The 14,797-nt window shown below is 53.7% G+C and carries 14 protein-coding genes; 9 read left to right on the forward strand and 5 right to left on the reverse strand.

Annotated elements, in window-relative coordinates; genetic code table 11:
• Positions 1-22: 22 nt before the first annotated feature.
• Positions 23-400, reverse strand: coding sequence for a DUF454 family protein (locus tag ABLU67_RS10090; RefSeq protein WP_004848353.1), 378 nt, complete (start codon positions 398-400; stop codon positions 23-25).
• Positions 401-469: 69 nt separating this feature from the next.
• On the opposite strand from ABLU67_RS10090, the gene priC reads away from it, so the two are divergent.
• From priC to ABLU67_RS10105, 3 genes are all read left to right on the forward strand, one after another.
• A complete protein-coding gene (gene priC, locus ABLU67_RS10095) occupies positions 470-997 on the forward strand; it encodes a primosomal replication protein N'' (RefSeq protein ID WP_025107143.1) in 528 nt (175 codons plus the stop codon).
• A gap of 14 nt (positions 998-1,011) precedes the next feature.
• The gene (gene rsmS, locus ABLU67_RS10100) at positions 1,012-1,185 is read left to right on the forward strand and encodes a pleiotropic regulatory protein RsmS (RefSeq protein WP_014228211.1); all 174 of its coding nucleotides are present in this window, start codon (positions 1,012-1,014) and stop codon (positions 1,183-1,185) included.
• A 66-nt stretch (positions 1,186-1,251) separates the two neighbouring features.
• Positions 1,252-2,199 carry an Rpn family recombination-promoting nuclease/putative transposase gene (locus ABLU67_RS10105; protein WP_207171764.1) on the forward strand — a complete coding sequence of 316 codons (948 nt, stop codon included), beginning with the start codon at positions 1,252-1,254 and terminating at the stop codon, positions 2,197-2,199.
• Positions 2,200-2,234: 35 nt separating this feature from the next.
• On the opposite strand, the gene mscK is transcribed toward ABLU67_RS10105, so the two are convergent.
• Positions 2,235-5,576 (reverse strand): mechanosensitive channel MscK, encoded by a 3,342-nt coding sequence (mscK, locus tag ABLU67_RS10110; protein WP_014228209.1) that lies wholly within the window; start codon positions 5,574-5,576, stop codon positions 2,235-2,237.
• Positions 5,577-5,706: 130 nt separating this feature from the next.
• Complete coding sequence (acrR, locus tag ABLU67_RS10115) at positions 5,707-6,357, reverse strand: multidrug efflux transporter transcriptional repressor AcrR (RefSeq protein WP_014228208.1); 651 nt, start codon at positions 6,355-6,357, stop codon at positions 5,707-5,709.
• A 142-nt stretch (positions 6,358-6,499) separates the two neighbouring features.
• Between acrR and acrA the strand changes: the two genes are divergently transcribed.
• From acrA to maa, 5 genes are all read left to right on the forward strand, one after another.
• On the forward strand, positions 6,500-7,693 hold the full coding sequence (gene acrA / locus ABLU67_RS10120; protein WP_348852286.1) for a multidrug efflux RND transporter periplasmic adaptor subunit AcrA: 1,194 nt from the start codon (positions 6,500-6,502) through the stop codon (positions 7,691-7,693).
• Positions 7,694-7,715: 22 nt separating this feature from the next.
• Positions 7,716-10,862 (forward strand): multidrug efflux RND transporter permease subunit AcrB, encoded by a 3,147-nt coding sequence (acrB, locus tag ABLU67_RS10125; RefSeq protein WP_014228207.1) that lies wholly within the window; start codon positions 7,716-7,718, stop codon positions 10,860-10,862.
• A gap of 481 nt (positions 10,863-11,343) precedes the next feature.
• A complete protein-coding gene (tomB, locus tag ABLU67_RS10130; RefSeq protein ID WP_025107145.1) occupies positions 11,344-11,718 on the forward strand; it encodes an Hha toxicity modulator TomB in 375 nt (124 codons plus the stop codon).
• A 26-nt stretch (positions 11,719-11,744) separates the two neighbouring features.
• Entirely contained in the window at positions 11,745-11,963 is a 219-nt protein-coding gene (locus tag ABLU67_RS10135) for an HHA domain-containing protein (RefSeq protein WP_004099646.1), read from the forward strand.
• A gap of 162 nt (positions 11,964-12,125) precedes the next feature.
• Positions 12,126-12,692, forward strand: a complete 567-nt coding sequence (maa, locus tag ABLU67_RS10140) for a maltose O-acetyltransferase (RefSeq protein WP_064357999.1) — start codon at positions 12,126-12,128, stop codon at positions 12,690-12,692.
• Here the strand turns inward: maa and ABLU67_RS10145 are convergent.
• Positions 12,664-12,798: a hypothetical protein gene (locus tag ABLU67_RS10145; protein WP_223226764.1), complete on the reverse strand. Its 135-nt coding sequence runs from the start codon at positions 12,796-12,798 to the stop codon at positions 12,664-12,666. The two genes, maa and ABLU67_RS10145, sit on opposite strands and share 29 nt — an antisense overlap.
• 20 nt (positions 12,799-12,818) lie before the next feature.
• Between ABLU67_RS10145 and ABLU67_RS10150 the strand changes: the two genes are divergently transcribed.
• Positions 12,819-13,289, forward strand: a complete 471-nt coding sequence (locus ABLU67_RS10150) for a YlaC family protein (RefSeq protein ID WP_014228205.1) — start codon at positions 12,819-12,821, stop codon at positions 13,287-13,289.
• Here the strand turns inward: ABLU67_RS10150 and ABLU67_RS10155 are convergent.
• Positions 13,264-14,718 (reverse strand): PLP-dependent aminotransferase family protein, encoded by a 1,455-nt coding sequence (locus tag ABLU67_RS10155; protein ID WP_116280241.1) that lies wholly within the window; start codon positions 14,716-14,718, stop codon positions 13,264-13,266. The genes ABLU67_RS10150 and ABLU67_RS10155 overlap by 26 nt on opposite strands.
• Between the last annotated feature and the right edge of the window lie 79 nt (positions 14,719-14,797).

Genomic DNA, 14,797 nt, shown 5'->3' on the forward strand with positions numbered 1-14,797 from the left:
TTGCAACCATCATTATTGCGCATCAGTGCTTTTGTTGCTTTGCATCAACCACCGGAATGCGCCACATAAATATCAGCAGACAGGTCAGAATGATCAGCAGCAAGATGCGCACCCAGGTAAGATTAACCAGCCACAGCGAAATGGCAAAGGTCAGCAAAATCATCGCGACCGCCCGCGGCTTTGCGCCCGGCGGCATGGCGCGGTATTTCTGCCAGTGACGCAGGTAGCCGCCAAACCATGAGCGATACAAAAGCCAGTGGTGAAAGCGCGGCGACGAGCGCGCAAAGCACCAGGCGGCAAGCAGGATAAACGGCGTCGTCGGCAGTAGCGGTAAAAACACGCCCAGCGTTCCCAGCGCTACCGCCAGCCAGCCAATGATGATCAAAATAATACGTGGCATAATGCGAATCGTTATCACGAAGATAACGCTAATGTAGCACAGTTGCTTATCAGGGGATGGAGGAGTTATTTGAAAACCGCCCGGCTTTTACATTCACTGGAAAACCAGCTTGCGGAGCTGGCCGCTCAGGTGGCGCCCATGGCCAATCACGCGACCCTCAGCCCGCGCTTCGATCGTCAGCTGTTCCGTACCCGCAGCACGCAGATGCAGGCTTATCTCAATGAGGCCAGAGACGGCTTAACGGCGTTAAAACAGGCGGCCGAACGCCAGCAGCTTGCGCAGGTCGCCTGGCTGGCAGAACGTCTCGTTGCTCAAATCGCCGCGATTAACCGGGAAACGGCGACCTGGTCATTACGCGCCTGGGATAGCGCGTCGCCAACGCTTAGCCGCTGGCAGCGCCGACGTCTACAGCATCAGGAGTATGAACGGCGCCTGCTGGCCATGCGCAACGACCGACAGAGACGACTGGCGCAAGCCATAAGCCTTGATGACCAGCAGCGGCTGGCAAAGGAAGTTGAAGCCTATACCGGGCGTCTGGCCCGCTGTCGCGACGCGCTGGAAAAAATTGAAAACAGACTGGCCCGCTTAACGCGCTAACGGGAGGAAGAAGTATGTCGCTGGAAAATGCCCCTGACGAGGTCAAGCTGGCCGTCGATTTAATTATGCTGCTTGAGGAGAATAAAGTTCCTGCGCAAACCGTGCTAGCTGCGCTGGAAATTATCCGTCGAGACTATGAAAACAAAGTAAAAAGTGCGGAAGAGGCCTCGCAAAACGCACAGGAGTAGCCTGTTGGCGGATCTTTAGGGGTGGCAGAGTTGTCGCCTGCCCCTTACCACAACGGATAGATGCTCATGGAAAGATTCTCACGTACGCCGCACGATGCTATTTTTCGTCAAATGCTGGCCCAGAAAGAGGTCGCTCGCGATTTTTTACAGCTTTATCTTCCCGCGCAGTTTTTAAGTATCTGCGATCTCAATACGCTGCAGCTGGCTTCCGGCAGCTTTATCGAAGAAGACCTGCGATCCAGCTACTCCGACATTCTCTACTCCCTGCAAACGCAGCACGGCGCGGGATATATCTACGCGCTGATTGAACATCAAAGCTCGCCGGATAAGCTGATGGCTTTTCGCCTGATGCGCTATACGCTGGCCGCCATGCAGCGCCACCTGGATGCCGGCCACAATACGCTGCCGCTGGTGGTCCCGATTCTGTTTTATCACGGCACCGTCAGCCCCTGGCCACATACGCTCAACTGGCTCCAGCTTTTTGACCTTCCTGAGCTTGCCGGCGCGCTGTACGGCGGAGATTTTCCGCTGGTGGACCTGACCGTTATGCCAGATAATCATATCCTCCGCCACCAGCGTATGGCGATGCTGGAACTGTTGCAAAAGCATATTCGCCAGCGCGATCTGGCCGAACTGCAACCGATGCTGATTACGCTGCTGGCGCAAGGATATCTGACGGAAAACCAGATCAATACCCTCATCAGCTATATGCTGCAGGCGGGAACCACGGAAAAACCCGGGCCCCTGATTCGCGAGCTGGCGAAGCAGTCGCCCAGGCACAAGGAGCTACTGATGACAATTGCCGAATGGCTGGAAGAGAAAGGCCGTAAAAAAGGTAGAAAAGAAGGCAGACAGGAAGGTTTGCAGGAAGGTTTGCAGGAAGGTTTGCAGGAGGGCCGTAGAGAAATCTCGCGCAGCATTGCCCTGAAAATGCTCGCCTGCGGGCTGGAGCCGAAAATGGTGATGGAACTGACCGGTCTGAGCCAGGAAGAACTCTCCTCGCTCAGCCATTAACATCTGCGGGGCGGATACCCACCGCCCCGTTATGCTTAGCTTATCGCCGGGGAGGCATCGTCGCCCTTATCCCGCTTCACCTCTGTCACTTCATCGCCCTTCTCATTGCGCAGATGCACCTCCAGCTGGTTAAAGGCGATGTCAATATTGTTCTCGCGGCACAAACGATCGATAGCGCGGTTAAGCTCATCCACCGCATAGCTGCGATCGCGAAGTTCACGCACGTACAGGCGCAGTTCATGATCGAGCGTGCTGGCGCCGAAGGTGGTAAAGAAGACCGAGGGCGCGGGCTCTTGCATCACTTTCGGATGCTCATGCGCGGCCTGGAGCAGCACTTCTTTAACCTTATCCAGGTCGGAACCATAGGCCACGCCAAGGCGGATGACCACGCGGGTGACGGTGTCGGAGAGCGACCAGTTGATCAAGCGTTCCGTCACGAAGGCCTTATTCGGGATAATGACCTCTTTACGGTCAAAATCGGTGATCGTCGTGGCGCGAATGCGGATTTTGCTGACGGTACCGGAGAAGGTACCAATGGTCACCGTATCGCCAATACGCACCGGGCGCTCAAAGAGAATAATCAGACCGGAAACAAAGTTACCGAAGATTTCCTGTAAGCCAAACCCTAAACCAACCGACAGGGCGGCCGCCAGCCACTGAAGTTTGTCCCACGAAACGCCCAATGAGCCAAATACCGTCATCGCGCCAATAACAATAATGGCGTAATTAAGGATGGTCGTAATTGCATACGACGCCCCCTGGCGCATATTGAGTCTCGATAGCACCAGCACTTCCAGCAGGCCCGGCAGGTTGCGGATTAACGCCCAGGCGACCATCGACGCGACAATCGCGAACAGCAGGCTGCCCATGGTGACGCTTTTCACGGCGCTGACGCCGGCTTCCGTACCGTTGTAATGCCACAGCGTAATACTGTCGAGATAGGCGAACACGGTGATCAGATCGGACCAAATCGCCCAGAACAGCACGGCAAACAGCGCAATCATCACCAGCATCGTAATACGCAGCGTTTGCTGGTTAACCTGCTCCAGGGCAATCGTCGGCTCTTCCTGGGGTTCGGCCCCTTCAGCGCCCTCTTTAACCAAATGCTGACGACGCGCCAGCGCACGGCGCCAGGCAATACGCCGGGCGGCCACGCTCAGGCCGCGCAGAACGGTCTGGTACAGCAGGTTCCACAGCATCACCAGGTAAACGGTTTCAATCCAGCGGCCGGCCAGACGCAGCGTCGTGTAGAAGTAGCCGGTTGCCGTCAGCACCATCAGGGCGATGGGCACAATCGATAGCACGGTGACGGTGATAAGGCGCAGGCTGTGGGACTCTTTATCACGCCAGCTCTCGCGGCACATCGGCAAAACAAGCACCGCAATCAGCAGCAGGTTGAGGAAAATAACAAACTGCCCGAGCACGTCATCCATCAGGTGCAGCGGCGACAGCTCCGACATCACCGACCAGAAATTGAGCGGCAGCAGCGCAAGGCTGACGCGGACAATCTGCCGCCGCCAGTGGCTGGTCAACTGCGACGGCATATTAAAGTGGCGCACCGCCACGCCGTCTTTTTCCAGCACCTTCCAGCACAGGCCAAACACCAGCCAGAACAGCGCCAGCTTCTTACTATAGGCCCACAGCAAATCGCTGATATTCAGCTGCATGGTCAGCAGAATCAGGCCAATGGCCAGAATCACCAGCACCACAGGCAGCGCGCGGATCAGATCGATAAGAATCGCTTTCGGCGTATGAAGCTGAGTGTCATTGCGCAGTTGCCCCACCTGTGAAGCCAGCTTCGCCTGATACGCTTTCAGCCAGTTAAGGCGCCAGCGAATCAGACCGGCAATCAGCAGCAACGGCAGGCCGGCAAGGAAAGCGATAAATACCGCAGGCCAGGCTTTTTCCCAGTTTACGGTGATTTTCATCGCCTTAAACTGCCCTTTCAGCGCTTCCGGGAAGGCTTTAACCCACTCCCAGTCCATCGGACGGTTACTGTTTACCCAAAAAATCTGCTGCGTCAGAATGGCTTTCAGGTTGGTCGACACGCTCATTAACTGCTGCTGATTGATCTGCAGGTTAATGGCCATCATCAGCTGGTTACCCAGCTGTTTGTTGAACTGATCGAGCAGCTCCCGGCGCATATCAACGATTTCGAGAAGCGCGCTATGCACTTCGGCATTGACATCGCTGCTGTGCCCTTCCTCCAGCTTCGCGACGTACGCATCGCTCTGGAACAACGCATCGCGCTGCTGGTTAACCTCAAACTGTTCGAGGCGCAGGTCGGCGATGCGGTTCGTCATATCGCTCAACTCCTCCGCAGAGGGCAGCGTTTGCTGCTGCTGATAAAGGATACGCGACAGCAGCAGGCTGCCTTTCAGCACGGAAATCTGCTCTTTTATGTCACGCTCGGATTGCAAAGCGCGATCGAGCCAGGTCTTCACTTTGATGTTGCGCTGAACCAGCTGATTACCATTTTCCGTCGCCGAAATCAGTCTTTCGCTAAGCTGGTGGTTAATCTCCAGCTCTTGCTTCACCAGCGGGTTTGCCTGAATACGCGCCGTTTCGTCCGGGGAAACCGCTTCCTGAGCCGTCTTTTCCGTCAGCGTCAGGCGCTTGCTATTCACCGCTTCCTGCAATAACTGAAGCTGGTGTTCAAGACGGTTGCTGTAGGCGGTGATGTAATCACGCTGCTTTTGCAGGGTATCCTGCAGGACCGTGTTACCTTCCAGGCTTTTGCGCTGCTGGTCTATCTGTGCATTCAGCAGAGCCTGCTGAGCCAGCAGCAAACTCTGCTGGGTAGGACGCAGCGTCTCCTCGCCCGTCGAGGTGCCATTCAGGCGGTTACGGATCTGCTGCAGCTGCTGCGAAGCGGAGTACATCGCATTCTGCACACGTTCCGGCTGGGTTTGTAGGGAGACTAACTGGCTGTTATAGGTTGCCAGATCGTTCTGCGCGTTTTGCAAATCGTCCAGCGTCTGAGAGACGCGTGATTCCAGCTGACGTAGCGATAACGTGCTCAACGTTTTACGCGTCGCCTCATCATCGGGAACATCGCTTAGCGCGTTGAGGCTATCGATAGCCTGATTCATTTTCGCTGGCGCCTGAGCCACCTGCTGACGCAGCTGCGTCGTTTCCGACTTAATGCGTTCGATTTTATCGAGGGTTTCCAGGGTCTGGGTCAGGTCCTGCTGAACCAGCTTGTCCTGCGGAGTCAGCTCTTTTTGCTTATTCAGCGTCGTGAGCTGGCTTTGCACCTCGGAACGTTCAGGTAAGTCAGCCGCCAGCGCCGTGTTAACGCTAATACAGCCGATAAAAAACATCAGGGTAAGAACAAAAGCGGATATGGCGTTTCGCCAACGGATAGTATGCAGCATAGTGTTAACATGAGTGATTGCAAAAGCCGGAGAATACCGGGGATCGTCGCAGCGCGAAGAATAGCACTTCTGTTATCGCGCGAATAGCGGCGGACAGCAGGAAAAATACCCCTTTTGTCCGCGAGGATACTTAAGCTTCCGCGCCTTCAGAACTGCGCAGAGAGGGGCACAATTGATACATTTCAAGCAGCGTTTCGACGTATGCCCGCGCTTCATGCTGCAGATCGAAAGCGTTGGGCGCCAGCAGCCAGTTCTCCATCAGGCCAGAAAGATAGCTGCGCATTAAAATCGCCGCCCGCCGGGTGAGTAAATTGGCGGGCAGCATCTTCGCCGCAATGCACTCGTTTAATGTCTGCTCGATACGATCGTAGCTCTCAAGGCATAAACTTCGCTGCGCTTCTTGCAGCGTGACCATCTCTCCGACGAACTCGCATTTATGGAAAATGATTTCCATCATCAAGCGCCTGCGTTTTTCTGTCACCGTTGCTTCAAGGATATACACTAAGATCTCTCTGACAACTGACAGTGGATCGTTGGGGAATTTTGCCCGATACTCAACTTCGAGATCGTTGATGTTGGCTTCTGAAAGCACCCATATTTCATTAAATAAATCTGATTTATTTTTGAAATGCCAATAGATAGCGCCCCTCGTCACACCGGCCTCTTTTGCAATTGCGGCCAGCGAGGTGGATGATACGCCTTGCTGCGAAAACAGACGCAGAGCAACATCCAGAATATGTTGCCGGGTCTCAAGCGCCTGTTGTTTGGTTTTTCGTGCCATAGGTCGATGAGTTTACAGAGGTTACGTTTACATACATTTGTGAATGTATGTACCATAGCATGACCATAATAGAAACACAGCAGTGGGTTTGTGGTCGATTGAGCCACTGAACAATTTGAAATTGGACACTCGAGGTTTACATATGAACAAAAACAGAGGGTTAACGCCTCTGGCGGTCGTTCTGATGCTCTCAGGCAGCTTAGCGCTAACAGGATGTGACGACAAACCGGCTCAGCAAGGAGCCCAACAAATGCCGGAAGTCGGTATTGTGACGCTCAAATCCGCTCCTCTACAAATTACTACCGAACTGCCAGGCCGTACCAGCGCCTATCGCGTTGCGGAAGTTCGTCCTCAGGTCAGTGGCATTATTCTTAAACGTAACTTCACCGAAGGGAGCGATATCCAGGCAGGGGTGTCTCTTTATCAAATCGATCCGGCGACCTATCAGGCCACTTATGAAAGCGCGAAAGGCGATTTAGCCAAAGCGCAGGCCGCGGCAAATATGGATCAGCTGACGGTTAAACGTTATCAGAAACTGTTAGGCACTAAGTACATCAGTCAACAGGATTACGATACTGCCGTCGCGACCGCGCAACAGAGCAACGCTGCCGTGGTTGCCGCCAAAGCAGCGGTTGAAACCGCGCGCATTAATCTGGCCTACACCAAAGTCACCTCGCCAATCTCAGGCCGCATTGGTAAATCCGCGGTCACGGAAGGTGCTCTGGTGCAAAACGGCCAAACCACCGCCCTGGCGACCGTGCAACAGCTGGATCCTATCTATGTTGACGTGACGCAATCGAGCAACGATTTCCTGCGTCTGAAACAAGAGCTGGCCAACGGCAAGCTGCAGCAGGAAAACGGTAAAGCGAAGGTTGAGCTGGTGACGAACGACGGTCTGAAATACCCGCAGAACGGTACGCTGGAGTTTTCTGACGTCACCGTTGATCAGACCACCGGTTCTATCACGCTGCGCGCCATTTTCCCGAACCCGGATCACACTCTGCTGCCGGGGATGTTCGTCCGCGCGCGTCTGGAAGAAGGCGTCAACCCGGATGCGCTGCTGGTTCCTCAGCAGGGCGTAACCCGCACCCCGCGCGGCGATGCCAGCGCGATGGTCGTCGGCGAAGGTGATAAAGTCGAAGTTCGCCAGATTACCGCCACTCAGGCTATTGGTGATAAATGGCTGGTCACCGAAGGGCTGAAAACGGGCGATCGCGTCATCATCACCGGTCTGCAAAAAGTCAGACCAGGCGTGCAGGTAAAAGCGCAGGAAGTCGTTTCTGACGATAAACAGCAAGCCTCAGGCAACGCTCAGTCAGAACAACCCAAGTCTTAACTTAAACAGGAGCCGTTAAGACATGCCTAATTTCTTTATCGATCGCCCCATATTTGCGTGGGTGATCGCCATTATCATCATGCTGGCTGGGGGGTTATCGATCCTCAAGTTGCCGATAGCGCAATATCCGACGATTGCGCCGCCGGCAATTTCCATTACAGCCATGTACCCCGGTGCCGATGCTGAAACCGTGCAGAACACCGTGACCCAGGTTATCGAACAGAACATGAACGGTATCGATCACCTGATGTACATGTCTTCTAATGGCGACTCCACCGGTACAGCAACCATCACCCTCACCTTTGAATCCGGTACCGATCCGGATATCGCCCAGGTACAGGTTCAGAACAAGCTGGCGCTGGCAACGCCGCTGCTGCCGCAAGAAGTTCAGCAGCAGGGTATTAGCGTTGAAAAGGCATCCAGCAGCTTCCTGATGGTTGTCGGCGTTATCAATACCAACGGCACCATGAATCAGGATGACATTTCTGACTATGTTGCCGCCAACATGAAGGATTCGATTAGCCGTACCAGCGGCGTCGGTGACGTACAGCTGTTCGGTTCCCAGTACGCGATGCGTATCTGGATGGATCCGAACAAGCTTAATAACTTCCAGCTGACGCCGGTTGACGTGATCAGCGCCCTGAAAGCGCAGAACGCCCAGGTCGCAGCCGGACAGTTAGGCGGTACTCCACCGGTGAAAGGTCAGCAGCTGAACGCCTCCATCGTGGCGCAGACCCGTCTGACCAATACTGAAGAGTTCGGCAACATTCTGCTGAAGGTTAACCAGGATGGTTCCCAGGTGCGTCTGCGCGATGTCGCGAAGATTGAGCTGGGTGGCGAAAGCTACGACGTCGTTGCGAAGTTTAACGGTCAGCCCGCGTCCGGTCTGGGTATTAAGCTCGCGACCGGCGCGAACGCGCTGGATACCGCCAACGCCATTCGTGCCGAACTGAAGAAAATGGAACCTTTCTTCCCGTCAGGCCTGAAGATTGTTTACCCGTATGACACCACCCCCTTCGTGCAGATCTCCATTCACGAAGTGGTGAAAACGCTGGTTGAAGCCATCATTCTGGTGTTCCTGGTGATGTACCTGTTCCTGCAGAACTTCCGCGCAACGCTGATTCCGACTATCGCCGTGCCGGTCGTACTGCTGGGGACGTTCGCTATCCTCGCGCTGTTCGGCTTCTCGATAAACACCCTCACCATGTTTGGTATGGTGCTCGCCATAGGCCTGCTCGTGGATGATGCCATCGTTGTGGTAGAAAACGTCGAGCGTGTAATGGCCGAAGAAGGGCTACCGCCGAAGGAAGCTACGCGTAAATCAATGGGCCAGATTCAGGGCGCGCTGGTGGGTATCGCGATGGTGCTTTCCGCGGTATTTATCCCGATGGCCTTCTTCGGCGGTTCTACCGGTGCGATTTACCGTCAGTTCTCGATCACTATCGTTTCCGCGATGGCGCTGTCGGTACTGGTGGCACTGATTCTGACCCCGGCGCTCTGCGCCACGATGCTGAAACCCATCCAGAAAGGCAGCCATGGCGCCACCACCGGCTTCTTCGGTTGGTTTAACCGCATGTTCGATAAGAGCACGCATCACTACACCGATAGCGTAGGCAACATCCTGCGCAGTACCGGTCGTTATCTGGTGCTGTACCTGATCATCGTGGTAGGCATGGCCTGGCTGTTCGTTCGTCTGCCAAGTTCGTTCCTGCCGGACGAAGACCAGGGCGTCTTCCTGAGCATGGCGCAGCTGCCTGCTGGCGCAACTCAGGAGCGTACCCAGAAAGTTCTGGATGAGATGACCGACTACTATCTCACCAAAGAGAAAAACAACGTTGAGTCGGTATTCGCCGTAAACGGCTTTGGTTTCGCGGGTCGTGGGCAAAACACCGGTATCGCGTTCGTTTCTCTGAAGGACTGGAGCCAGCGTCCGGGCGAAGAGAACAAAGTTGAGGCGATTACCGGTCGCGCAATGGGGTATTTCTCGCAGATTAAAGACGCAATGGTCTTCGCCTTTAACCTGCCGGCAATTGTTGAACTGGGTACCGCAACGGGCTTTGACTTCCAGCTTATCGACCAGGCGGGACTGGGCCATGAAAAACTGACCCAGGCACGTAACCAGCTCTTTGGTATGGTCGCGCAGCATCCTGACGTCTTAACCGGCGTGCGTCCAAACGGACTGGAAGATACTCCGCAGTTTAAAGTGGATATCGATCAGGAAAAAGCGCAGGCTCTCGGCGTGTCTATCAGCGACATTAACACGACGCTTGGCGCAGCATGGGGTGGTAGCTACGTCAACGACTTCATTGACCGCGGTCGCGTGAAGAAAGTGTATATCATGTCTGAAGCGAAATACCGTATGCTGCCGGAAGATATCGGCAACTGGTACGTACGCGGCAGCGATGGACAGATGGTGCCCTTCTCCGCCTTCTCGACTTCACGCTGGGAATACGGCTCGCCGCGTCTGGAGCGTTACAACGGTCTGCCATCAATGGAAATCCTCGGCCAGGCGACACCGGGCAAGAGTACCGGTGAAGCGATGAACCTGATGGAAGAGCTGGCGGGTAAACTGCCTGCGGGTATTGGCTATGACTGGACCGGTATGTCTTATCAGGAACGGTTGTCAGGCAACCAGGCACCAGCGCTGTACGCTATCTCGCTGATTGTCGTCTTCCTGTGCCTGGCGGCGCTGTATGAAAGCTGGTCGATTCCGTTCTCGGTCATGCTGGTTGTTCCGCTGGGGGTTGTGGGTGCGCTGCTGGCGGCTACCTTCCGTGGATTAACCAACGACGTCTACTTCCAGGTTGGTCTGCTGACCACCATCGGCCTGTCGGCGAAGAACGCGATACTTATCGTTGAATTCGCCAAGGACCTGATGGATAAAGAGGGCAAAGGCCTGATCGAAGCCACGCTGGAAGCCGTTCGTATGCGTCTGCGTCCGATTCTGATGACCTCGCTGGCGTTCATCCTTGGGGTCATGCCGCTGGTTATCAGCTCCGGCGCAGGCTCCGGCGCGCAGAACGCCGTCGGTACTGGCGTAATGGGTGGGATGGTGACCGCGACGGTGCTGGCGATTTTCTTCGTGCCGGTGTTCTTCGTGGTGGTTCGCCGCCGCTTTAGTAAGAAAAATGAGGATATTGAGCACAGCCATCCGGTTGAGCATCATTAATCTCTCTCCTCTCAGGGCCGCATTTGCGGCCCTTTTCTTTTGTTCCTCGTTAAAACGCACGGATTGTTATTGTCTAATTTATAAGCTGAGATATAATATTTAATGATGAGTCGCGGTGCTTATCTCCATTTTTTTTCCACAATTTCTTTCCCGCGCCCCTAACTCAGAATATTCTTAATCACTGATTTTATGTATGGTTGTCTCTCTATAACGGCTAAACGCGTCGGCTAACCTGATGAAATATAAGGTCAGTATTCGTTTTTTCCGATCGGGGTAACGGCACGATATAATAAAGTCCGAGGCATTGAAGATAAAAGGACGCTGATAATTGTAATTTTTCGTAATAGCACGATGAAATCTTTTTAAGAGTGGATTATAGTTAAACAGCAAGATTACAATGTATGTGTCAGGTCTGTTAGTCGTGTTCATCCCACAACGGTGTCGATAATCGTCGTTTAAACCACTCAAAAGGGGATGCGTTATGGACGAATACTCGCCAAAAAGACATGATATTGCGCAGCTTAAATTTCTCTGCGAAACCCTGTATCATGACTGTCTTGCAAACCTGGAAGAGAGCAACCACGGCTGGGTTAATGACCCGACCTCGGCTGTCAATCTTCAACTTAATGAATTGATCGAGCACATTGCCGCGTTCGCACTTAATTATAAAATTAAGTATGCAGAGGATAATAAGCTGATTACCCAGATTGACGAATATCTGGATGACACTTTCGTCTTGTTCAGCAACTACGGCATTAACAGCGCAGATCTGCAGAAATGGCGTAAATCTGGCAATCGGTTATTCCGCTGCTTTGTCAACGCCTGTCGGGAAAACCCGGCCAGTCTTTCTTGTTAGTATTATTACAATCAAAAGGTGAATTTATGTCTGATAAAACATTAACCAAAATAGACTATTTGATGCGTTTACGACGCTGTCAGACAATTGATACGCTGGAGCGCGTAATTGAAAAAAATAAATATGAACTTTCCGATAATGAACTGGCGGTATTTTACTCAGCGGCCGACCATCGTCTTGCTGAGCTGACGATGAATAAACTGTATGACAAGATCCCCCCTTCAGTCTGGAAATTTATCCGCTAGTTTATTTCAAATGAAAGTCATACATCTCGTGCCGAAAACGCCCCTCTCTCGTGATGATAATAAGTGTGACAGTGCTCACAGATGTTGGCTCAATGCGGATATGAAACCGGTTTCTTTTTTATACTATGGCGGCCTAACGATAAGGAAATAAGGAAAGCCTCCATGAGCGAAGAGAAACAAAAAATGATTGCCGGCGAACTGTATCTGGCAGGTGACGCCACGTTGAAAGCCGATCGTCTGCGGGCCAGACAGCTGCTGCACCGCTACAATCATTCGGCGCCTGAAGAACGTGAATTAAGAAACGCATTACTTTCTGAACTGCTTGGGCACGCGAGTGACGCGTATATCGAACCCACATTTCGCTGTGACTATGGCTACAATATCTTCCTCGGCAAAAATTTCTACGCTAACTTTGATTGCGTCATGCTTGACGTCTGTCCAATTCATATTGGCGATAACTGCATGCTGGCGCCGGGCGTGCATATTTATACCGCTACGCATCCCCTTGACCCTGTCGACCGCAATAGTGGTCAAGAGTACGGAAAACCCGTCACCATTGGCCACAATGTGTGGCTTGGCGGCCGGGCAGTGATTAATCCAGGCGTCACTATCGGCGATAATGCCGTGGTGGCGTCGGGGGCCGTCGTAGTAAAAAATGTGCCGGCCAACGCCGTCGTCGGCGGAAACCCGGCACGGATAATCAAAATGCTGGAGAGCGAAAAACGGTAACTGTTATGCTTTTCTGCAACCAATCTGTTACTTTCCCCATGGATTTACGCAACATAAAATAGCCTTCAGGCTGAGCCCGGTTTGTCACGCCTGGATACGGGCTCATGGCAGAATTTGGGGAATAAGATGACAGAAATACAGCTGCTGCTGAAGAGCACAATTGATGAGCTAAATGTGAAAGAGAAGCGCGACAACCGTCCGCGCTTTAGCATTAGCTTTATTCGCAACCATCCATGGCTTTTTGTCGCCATGTACGCGGCTTTCCTGGCCACGCTTATTGTGATGCTACGTTCCGAAACGCTGGTAGATTCTGTCTGGCTGTTAATTGTGTTATTTGTTCTGCTAAACGGTTTCTTTTTCTTCGACGTCTACCCGCGCTATCGTTATGAAGATATTGACGTTCTTGATTTCCGCGTGTGCTACAACGGTGAGTGGTACAACACCCGATTTGTCCCTGAGCAGCTGCTTGAACGCATCCTGCAATCGCCACGCGTCGGCGGCGAACAAAAGGCTCAGCTACAAAAAATGATCGCCACCAAAGGCGAACTCTCCTTTTACGATGTGTTTTCTCTTACCCGCGTCGGTCCAGCGCAATAAGACGGCTCAGCGTCCGTACCGCAGCCATAAAATGCGAGGCGGACGTATTACCGTAGCCCAGAACAAAGCCGCTTCGCGCCGTGTTTACATCCAGGTAAAAACGGCTTAACGCCCCGGGTGCCAGCTGAAACCGCCGGGCCTGCTGCACAATCGCCAGGTCATCCACGTTGTCGATAGCAACGGTCAGGTGCAGGCCCCCCTCGCCGCCAAACAGTTCATAAGGATGCCTGAGCTCTTGAGCCAGAATCTCCCGCAGCTGCTGCTGACGTTTACGGTATAAACGGCGCATGGCGGCTAAATGACGTGCGTAGTGCCCCTCTTCAATGAACAACGCCAGCGCCCTCTGTTCGGCCCGATGGCCGCCGCGTAATAGCGAACCAATGGCGCCACGTGCGGCCTCCGCCAGCGCGGGAGGCATCACCATAAAGCCAATGCGCAGCGACGGAAATAGCGTTTTGCTGAATGTCCCCAGATAAACCACCGGCGCCTGCCTGGCCATCCCCAGCATGGCCGGAATGGGCTCACCGCTGTAGCGAAACTCACTGTCGTAATCATCTTCAATAATCCATGAATCATGCCGGCGGGTATACTCCAGTAGCGCCAGTCGCCTCCCGGCGCTCATCACTGCTCCGCAGGGATATTGATGGGAAGGTGAAGTAAAGATCAATCGCGGCGCTTCACTATCATTATGACTATCAAAACGCATCCCTTCATGATCAACCGGCACGCCCTCTATATGAAGTCCGGATTTGAGAAAGATGCTTTTTGCTCCCGGATAGCCGGGTTCTTCTACCCATGCCGTATCGCCAGCGACGCTCAGCAAATGCGTGCATAAATCGACACCTTCCAGCGCACCTTCCGTAATCACAATCTGGCTGGCTTCACAGCGGATCCCCCGCGAGAGCGCAAGGTGGCGGGCAATGGCTTTTCGCAGTACGAGCTCTCCCTGCGCATCGCCGTAGCCCAATAATGCGCTTCCCTCTTCACGCAGTACGCGATCCAGGAGCCGGCGCCAGATGGAAAGCGGAAAGTAGTTAACCGCAGGCATTCCCGGCGTAAAGAGCAGCGTGGGTGAATCACGATGGATTGCCGCTGGTAATCCCTGTAAGTATTCAGGGAGCACAATATGGCGCGCCTCAACGTCCCCCTCTCCCTGAGTTCCTAAAGGCGCGACGGACGTCCCCTGGCGGCTACGTAATAAATACCCCTCTATCGCCAGTTGCTCCAGCGCGCCGTTGACGGTGTTGCGCGACAGTCCCAGACGCTGGGCCATGGTGCGCGAGCCGGGTAAACGGCTATCACCTGCCAGCGCCCCCTGCAAAATCGCCTCGCGTAGTGTCTGATAGAGCGTACGCTGCAGGGTTCCACCTCCCCTGCCGCGCAGGGCCTGCTCCAGTAAAGCAAAAAAAGCATCATCCGGAATATTCATCATCGCTCCTCGTGGCACCCTAAAAACATACTCCTGTGGTTCTTTTTATGGAACCAACAAGCGCCTAATCTCGCAGCAT

This window comes from Klebsiella sp. GN_Kp190 (assembly GCF_040061795.1).
Taxonomy (GTDB): domain Bacteria; phylum Pseudomonadota; class Gammaproteobacteria; order Enterobacterales; family Enterobacteriaceae; genus Klebsiella; species Klebsiella michiganensis.

What these genes read in the sequence shown, in the direction of transcription:
- ABLU67_RS10145 (WP_223226764.1), bottom strand. Translation starts at nt 12,798, where the DNA reads ATGAGCCCGTATCCAGGCGTGACAAACCGGGCTCAGCCTGAAGGCTAT.
- mscK (WP_014228209.1), bottom strand. Translation starts at nt 5,576, where the DNA reads ATGCTGCATACTATCCGTTGGCGAAACGCCATATCCGCTTTTGTTCTT.
- acrB (WP_014228207.1), top strand. Translation starts at nt 7,716, where the DNA reads ATGCCTAATTTCTTTATCGATCGCCCCATATTTGCGTGGGTGATCGCC.
- tomB (WP_025107145.1), top strand. Translation starts at nt 11,344, where the DNA reads ATGGACGAATACTCGCCAAAAAGACATGATATTGCGCAGCTTAAATTT.
- ABLU67_RS10105 (WP_207171764.1), top strand. Translation starts at nt 1,252, where the DNA reads ATGGAAAGATTCTCACGTACGCCGCACGATGCTATTTTTCGTCAAATG.
- ABLU67_RS10090 (WP_004848353.1), bottom strand. Translation starts at nt 400, where the DNA reads ATGCCACGTATTATTTTGATCATCATTGGCTGGCTGGCGGTAGCGCTG.
- acrA (WP_348852286.1), top strand. Translation starts at nt 6,500, where the DNA reads ATGAACAAAAACAGAGGGTTAACGCCTCTGGCGGTCGTTCTGATGCTC.
- acrR (WP_014228208.1), bottom strand. Translation starts at nt 6,357, where the DNA reads ATGGCACGAAAAACCAAACAACAGGCGCTTGAGACCCGGCAACATATT.
- maa (WP_064357999.1), top strand. Translation starts at nt 12,126, where the DNA reads ATGAGCGAAGAGAAACAAAAAATGATTGCCGGCGAACTGTATCTGGCA.
- ABLU67_RS10150 (WP_014228205.1), top strand. Translation starts at nt 12,819, where the DNA reads ATGACAGAAATACAGCTGCTGCTGAAGAGCACAATTGATGAGCTAAAT.
- ABLU67_RS10155 (WP_116280241.1), bottom strand. Translation starts at nt 14,718, where the DNA reads ATGAATATTCCGGATGATGCTTTTTTTGCTTTACTGGAGCAGGCCCTG.
- ABLU67_RS10135 (WP_004099646.1), top strand. Translation starts at nt 11,745, where the DNA reads ATGTCTGATAAAACATTAACCAAAATAGACTATTTGATGCGTTTACGA.
- rsmS (WP_014228211.1), top strand. Translation starts at nt 1,012, where the DNA reads ATGTCGCTGGAAAATGCCCCTGACGAGGTCAAGCTGGCCGTCGATTTA.